This is a genomic window from Actinocrinis sp. (assembly GCF_035938995.1).
Taxonomy (GTDB): Bacteria; Actinomycetota; Actinomycetes; order Streptomycetales; family Catenulisporaceae; genus DASZGI01.
Map to the genome: position 1 here is coordinate 61,990 of NZ_DASZGI010000166.1, position 6,157 is coordinate 68,146.

7 protein-coding genes are annotated in these 6,157 nt (G+C 67.4%); 4 read left to right on the plus strand and 3 right to left on the minus strand.

All coding sequences use genetic code 11. From position 1 onward, the window contains the following. Nucleotides 1-20: 20 nt before the first annotated feature. The 4 genes from VGZ32_RS12225 to VGZ32_RS12240 are packed head-to-tail and all read left to right on the plus strand — an operon-like array spanning nucleotide 21 to nucleotide 4,569. Nucleotides 21-641 (plus strand): SIS domain-containing protein, encoded by a 621-nt coding sequence (locus tag VGZ32_RS12225; RefSeq protein ID WP_326886085.1) that lies wholly within the window; start codon nucleotides 21-23, stop codon nucleotides 639-641. After that, nucleotides 638-2,320 (plus strand): galactose-1-phosphate uridylyltransferase, encoded by a 1,683-nt coding sequence (gene galT / locus VGZ32_RS12230; RefSeq protein ID WP_326886077.1) that lies wholly within the window; start codon nucleotides 638-640, stop codon nucleotides 2,318-2,320. The genes VGZ32_RS12225 and galT overlap by 4 nt, the downstream gene beginning before the upstream one ends. Continuing rightward, nucleotides 2,311-3,288: a hypothetical protein gene (locus tag VGZ32_RS12235; RefSeq protein WP_326886078.1), complete on the plus strand. Its 978-nt coding sequence runs from the start codon at nucleotides 2,311-2,313 to the stop codon at nucleotides 3,286-3,288. The genes galT and VGZ32_RS12235 overlap by 10 nt, the downstream gene beginning before the upstream one ends. 48 nt (nucleotides 3,289-3,336) lie before the next feature. After that, on the plus strand, nucleotides 3,337-4,569 hold the full coding sequence (locus VGZ32_RS12240; protein ID WP_326886079.1) for an MFS transporter: 1,233 nt from the start codon (nucleotides 3,337-3,339) through the stop codon (nucleotides 4,567-4,569). Between the two features lie 170 nt (nucleotides 4,570-4,739). Here the strand turns inward: VGZ32_RS12240 and VGZ32_RS12245 are convergent, their stop codons facing one another. From VGZ32_RS12245 to VGZ32_RS28710, 3 genes are all read right to left on the minus strand, one after another. Beyond that, nucleotides 4,740-5,426, minus strand: a complete 687-nt coding sequence (locus tag VGZ32_RS12245; protein WP_326886080.1) for a reverse transcriptase domain-containing protein — start codon at nucleotides 5,424-5,426, stop codon at nucleotides 4,740-4,742. After that, nucleotides 5,420-5,731 carry a transposase gene (locus VGZ32_RS12250; protein WP_326886081.1) on the minus strand — a complete coding sequence of 104 codons (312 nt, stop codon included), beginning with the start codon at nucleotides 5,729-5,731 and terminating at the stop codon, nucleotides 5,420-5,422. The genes VGZ32_RS12245 and VGZ32_RS12250 overlap by 7 nt, the downstream gene beginning before the upstream one ends. Before the next feature lie 292 nt (nucleotides 5,732-6,023). Next, nucleotides 6,024-6,140, minus strand: a complete 117-nt coding sequence (locus VGZ32_RS28710) for an Lsr2 family DNA-binding protein (RefSeq protein WP_349263580.1) — start codon at nucleotides 6,138-6,140, stop codon at nucleotides 6,024-6,026. Nucleotides 6,141-6,157: the final 17 nt, after the last annotated feature.

Sequence of the window (6,157 nt, forward strand, 5' to 3'; positions counted from 1 at the left end):
CGGGAGCCAGGCCCTTTATCATCGAGCGGCTAGGGACGTTACACACGTATCAATACTTTAATAGTTTGGGCCGTAGCCTCAAGGCCGTCTCCGTGGCAGATCTGAGGCGCGTCGCCGCAATCTTCGAGACCGCTTACAGTTCTGACCGGACGATGTATTCCTGCGGCAACGGCGGCAGCGCGGCGACCGCCTCGCACTTCGCCGTGGACATGTCGAAGAACACCCGCCTGCCCGGCGTCTCCCCGGTGCGCGCCGTTTCATTGGTCGACCATGTCCCCGCCCTGACAGCCTGGGCCAACGACGTCGGCTACGAGGAGGTGTTCAGCGGTCAGCTTGCGGGGCTCGGTGTCCCGGGCGACGTGGTCGTCGGCATCAGTACGAGTGGCAACTCGCCCAACGTGCTGCGTGCGCTGACATACGGCCGCGAGCACGGAATGACGACGGTCGGCCTGTTCGGCCCCACCGGAGGGCGTGCCCGGGATCTGTGCGACGCATGGGTCGCTGCACCTGCCGACTCCATCGAGGAGCAGGAGGACCTCCACATGACGATGATCCATGTATTGACACGGCACATGCGTGAGGTCGTCCGCGAGTCCAGCGGCGCGGCGATCGCCGTGGCGGTGGCGGGAGAGCCTCGGTGAGGCGGCGCCCTGCCGTCTTCCTCGACCGCGACGGGACGCTGACCGAGCCGCGGCACTATCCCAGCCTTCCGGAACACCTGGTGCTGTCGCCCGGGGTCGGTCCGCCCTTGCGCTGCCTTCAGGAACGGGGCATCGCCCTCGTGGTGGTCACGAACCAGTCCGGTCTGGCACGTGGGCTGTTCGATGCGGATGTCCTGGAGTCCATGCACGCCCACCTGCGCTCACAACTCGCCGCCGAAGGTGTGACGCTGGATGCCGTTCTACATTGTCCCCATCATGTCGACGGTGTCGTCCCGCACCTGGCGGTCGCCTGCGAATGCCGCAAGCCCAAGCCGGGCCTCCTGCTGAAAGCCGCCCGGGACCTGGGGCTCGACCTGTCGTCCTCGTGGATGGTCGGCGACTTCGCCAGCGACGTCGAGGCCGGCCGACGGGCGGGATGCCGCACTGCCCGGATCACTCGCGGCGATGCCGTCGTTATGGAGTCGGAACCGGCCGACATCCGCGCGTCCAGTGCCGGGGAGGCGTTGCACGCCATATGGAGGAGCCTTATGGCATCGGGCGTCATGGACGGCTCGATGCGTGTTCGGACGGCCGATGGCTCGGCGCAACTCGCCGACGGGCGCTGCATCTCCTTCTACAACGACGGCCCGGCCCCTCCTCGCGTCGTCCAAGACCGTCGGGAGCTGCCGTCCCGACCCGCACCGGGCAGACTGCGCTGGGATCCGCTGGAAGAAGACTGGGTGATCTCGGCCCCGTATCGCGCGGCGCGCACCTCCGCCGCAGAGACGGTGTGCCCGCTGTGCCCCAGCCGTGGCGGGCTGACCACCGAAATACCCGTCGAGGACTACGACGTCGCGGTCATCGACAACCGTTATCCGGCACTGAACGGCGGCGATGTCGTGCTCGGGCGCGGCAGCCCGCTTGTCGACGCACCCGCCTCAGGGGCTTGCGAAGTCGTGTCGTTCGGAAGCGACCACCACATCCCGCTCAGCCGGCATCCGGTCGATCGAGTACGTACAGTGATCACTGCGTGGGCCGACCGCACACGCGTGCTTGGCACCCGACCCGAGGTGTGCCAGGTCGTGTGCTTCGAAAACAGGGGCGCTCAGATCGGCGCCAGTCTCGACCATCCGCACGGGCAGATCTACGCGTACCCGTTCCTGCCGGCCCGGCTCGCCCGGATACAGGCGTGTGCAGAACGCACCCACGAGCGAGGGGACGGCTGCGAAGCCTGCAACTTGATCGAGCGGGAGTCCGCTGCCCGGGAACGTGTCGTCGTCGAGGCCGAACGCTGGACGGCCTTCGTACCGTACGCGGCCCGCTGGCCGTACGAGATCTTTGTCTACCCTCGGCGCCACGTGCCCGACTTGCCGGCGCTCACAGCGGCTGAGGTCACCGAACTCGCCGGTGTCTATCGGTCCGTCATCGGCTGTTTCGATCGTGTGGCAGCCACACCCCTGCCGTACATGGCTCTGTGGGTTCAGGCGCCTGCTCGATCCGGCCGGGAGCACAGCCATCTCCATGCCCGGGTCTTCACGGACAGATGCTCGGAGACGGTGGTCAAGAAGCCGGCAGCGGGAGAACTGGGAGCTGGCGCATTCGTCAGCGAGACCGAACCAGAGCGGGCGGCAGCACTTTTGCGCGCGGCCCTGACAACGGAGGAAGTCGCGTGTGGATAAGCAGTGCCCCGCTGCGGATCTCGCTGGCCGGGGGCGGCACAGATCTTCCCAGCTACGCCCATCGCTTCGGCGGGACAGTGCTGGGCTCGGCCATTGACTTGCGAGTCACCGTGGTTGGACACACGGGCAGCGCGTACCGCGGGATTCGCGCTTGTCTGGACGACTGCGCGCACACCGATATACCGGACACCCAGGCCAACCCCTTCGCCCGGGAGGTGCTGCGCGCCCACTGGGATGGCCTACCGCTGCGCCTCGCCTCGTTCGGCGACGTGCCTGGCGGTAGCGGCCTTGGCAGCTCGTCAGCATTCTGTGTGGCTCTTGTGGCCGGGTTGTCGCAACAGCCGCTGACGGCGGAAAGCCTCGCCAGGGCGGCAGGCGACATCGAAACCCGCAGCCTCGGCCGACCGGTCGGCCGGCAAGATCACTACCTCGCCGCGTACGGCGGCGTTCGCCAGCTCCACTTCGATCGATCGGGCGGCGTGGAGGTGGAAGGCGTGGCGGTCGATCCGGAGACGCTGAGAAAGCTGGACGACGAACTCCTGCTCTTCTTCACCGGTACCGTGCGCGATGCAGGGGAGGTGCTCGCCGCACAACACGAACGCGTGATGGGCGGGGACCGGGACGCGGAGCGGCGGCTGCACGAGATCAAAGAACTCACGACAGCCGCGCGCAAGGCGCTGACCGATGGCGACACCGTGGCGCTGGGAGCCGTGTTGGGCCGCCATTGGGAGCTGAAACGCGGCTTGAGCGCCGGGGTGTCCCTTCCCCTCGTCGACCGGGCTTATGGCGACGCGCTTGCCTCCGGAGCCGTGGGCGGCAAGCTCCTCGGCGCGGGTGGCGGGGGCTTCCTGCTCGTCCATGCCCCGGCATATGCCGTGGGCGACGTCCGCGCCGCTGTGACAGCCCACGGATTCACTGAACGCACCTTTCGCATGTCAGCCAAAGGGCCCGATGTCACCCATCTGTGAAGCGTGTCGCCCTGGTGTCCTGAAAATCGCCATTTAGTCAGGTCTGTGATGCTCACATCTTACCGACGCATATTCTCATCGCAAGGAACGATCGCCTTCACCTTGACCGGGGCCCTGGGTCGGCTTCCGGTGTCGATGTTCGGTGTGAGCGTCGTCATCATGGTCGCCACCCTGCGCGGCTCCTATGCACTCGCAGGATCCGTCTCCGCAGCCCGTATCGTCGCAGTCGCCGTCACCACGCCGTTGATCGGACGGCTTGCAGACCGTCACGGCCAGACGAGGGTCGCCGTACCGGCGGCCCTGTTGTCCGCAGCTGCATCAACCCTGATGGCGCTGTGCGCCCGCTGGGGCGCGCCGACGTGGACCTTGTTCGTCACCTACATCGCCTCGTCCGGCTTTCCCAGCATCGGTGCGATGGCCCGAGCGCGCTGGGCCGCACTCTACCGGAACCAACCGGAAATGCTGCATAGTGCCAATTCCTTCGAACAGGTTCTGGATGAGCTCTGCTTCATCCTCGGCCCGGTACTGGCAGCACTTCTGTGCACCATGGTCTTTCCCGAGGCGGGGCTCCTTGCGGCGAGCGCGCTGCTCGTCGTCGGAACACTGTTGTTCGTCTCCCAGCGTCAAACCGAACCGCCCGTAGATCCCGTCCGGGCCAAAGGCGGATCACCGCTGCGGGTCAAGGGCATCATGGAGATCACCGCGACATTCCTCTTCACCGGGGTGATCTTCGGAAGCGTGGAAGTCGTCACCGTGGCCTACGCCGAGTCGGCGGGCCATCCCTCGGCTGCGGGCGTGATCCTGGCCCTCCTCGCCGCAGGTTCCGCGGTCGCCGGATTGACATTCGGCGCGATCGAGCTGCGGGGCAGCCCGTCAGGGCGTTTCCTGGCCTGCGTCGCCGCTATGGCGGTGCTCATGCAGCCCGTCCTGCTGGCGCGGAACATCTGGACGCTTGCCGCGCTGCTCTTCGTCGCCGGCCTGGCAACCGCCCCAACCATGATCACCAGCATGACGCTCGTCCATCAGTTGGCGCCGGCCGCCCAGATCACCGAGAGCATGTCGTTCACCATCACCGGGCTGTTGATCGGCAGCTCAGCCGGTGCGGCCCTCGGCGGCTGGGTAGTCGAAGTCGCCGGTGTCCGAGTCGGCTATGTGATACCCGCCGCGGCGTCTGCTCTCGCCCTGGCAACTGCACTGATCGGCTTCGGCGGGAGTGCCGGGCGCGTATCACTTCGGTCAATCGGTGAAGACCTACCGCGCACCTCACCGTGGGAGGGGTGACCCTGAAGTGGAGTGACCCTGTGGGAGTAGGGTCGGGGACTGGCGCGGTGGCGTGTGACGCTCCGTTTCCAGCCCCCGCCGCTTCAATCCGTGCATGCGGTTCTCCCGCACACGGCTTTCCGACATCGTTCACCGCTGGGCATGCGCCGTTACCCAGTGCACGTTCCCGCTCAGGCGGAAGACCCCGAGCCGCGCCAGCCATCCACCGTCGCAGCGGCTGGCCCAGTTGCGGCCCGTACGGCCGTGTTTCCGGCTGGCGAAGATCGCCAGCCGCTCGTGGACATAACGGTCCACCGCGTTGACTTCCGACCCGTATGCCGGTTTCGGAAGTACCCGGTCCACCCCTGCAACACAGGGTTGAGATCGGCCACCACGGCAGCCACCGACCGCTCGGTCTGGGAGCGGGAGGTCGCCGCGCGGATCTTCTCCCGCAGCACCCCCAACGCCCGCGCCGAAGGCCAGCGTTGCAGATAGAACTTGCCCCGCCACTTCCACGACTCCACCTCGCGGTGGTGGAAGCCGAGGAACTCAAAGCCCTCACTGCCCCGGGTCAGGCACAGGATGCGGGACTTGCCCGGATGCAGACGCATCCCGAGGCCGCCCAGCACTGCCGCCGCCAGTTCACGCGCCTGCTCGGCCCGCCCCCTGGTCGGCGCCAGGACCACGAAATCATCGCAGTACCTCACCAGCGTCCCCAACCGCCCGCCGTGTTCCTGCCACGCCTCATCCAGCACGTGCAGGGCCACGTTGGCGAGCAACGGGGAAAACGGTGAGCCTGGGAGTCCCGCCCCGTTCGGCGAGCTCACCCCGCCCTCCAGCACTCCCATCCGCAGCCACGCCCGGATCAACTTCAGCATCGAACGGTCCACCACCGCCGGGCCACCTGGGCCATCAGCGCCTCGTGGTCGATCGTGCCGAACGAAGACGGTAGCGCGGCGAGCTCCGCCTCGGTCCCGCCGGGCTGCGGAGCAGCGGTGGGGCCCGGTGTCTTGGGCCGGTGGGCGCCAACCGTCTTGCCGTCATCGATCCGCACCCACGAGCGCAGCGTCTCCCGGTTCACGCCCAGGTCGTCGGCGATCTGCGCGATCGTCGCCCCAGGCCGCGAGCGGTACAACGCCACCGCCTCGGCCTTGAACTCGGGCGGGTAGTGCCTCATAACCATCTGTTGCGGGACTCCTGACCACCTGAACCGTCAAGATCCAAGTGTCTCTGGTGTCCAACCCCCGAGGTCAAGCGCCCTACACCGTCCACGCACACGGACTGACCCGCTCCGCATAACCCGAGCAGAATCAACACACTGTGTCACGACGCCGCGGCACCGCTACCGGCCAGAATCCCTTTCAGCACACCATGCACCGCCGCCGTGTCCATGAGTTCATGCCCTGCATCCCACATCGCGTCCACGCGTCAACAGCCACCAAACGCTGCATGGCCGCCGGGGGTAGTAGTACCGGCTATTCGTGGGCCAGGGCGTACGCCGAGCGGACCCGCCCGGGGATCGCGCCGCGATCGCGCACCTCGAACCCGTGGGCGCGGGCCCACTCGCGGATCTCGGAACTGCCCGGCGCCACCGGTTCGCCCCCGCGCC

What these genes read in the sequence shown, in the direction of transcription:
- VGZ32_RS12245 (WP_326886080.1), bottom strand. Translation starts at nt 5,426, where the DNA reads ATGCTGAAGTTGATCCGGGCGTGGCTGCGGATGGGAGTGCTGGAGGGC.
- VGZ32_RS12240 (WP_326886079.1), top strand. Translation starts at nt 3,337, where the DNA reads ATGCTCACATCTTACCGACGCATATTCTCATCGCAAGGAACGATCGCC.
- VGZ32_RS12250 (WP_326886081.1), bottom strand. Translation starts at nt 5,731, where the DNA reads ATGGTTATGAGGCACTACCCGCCCGAGTTCAAGGCCGAGGCGGTGGCG.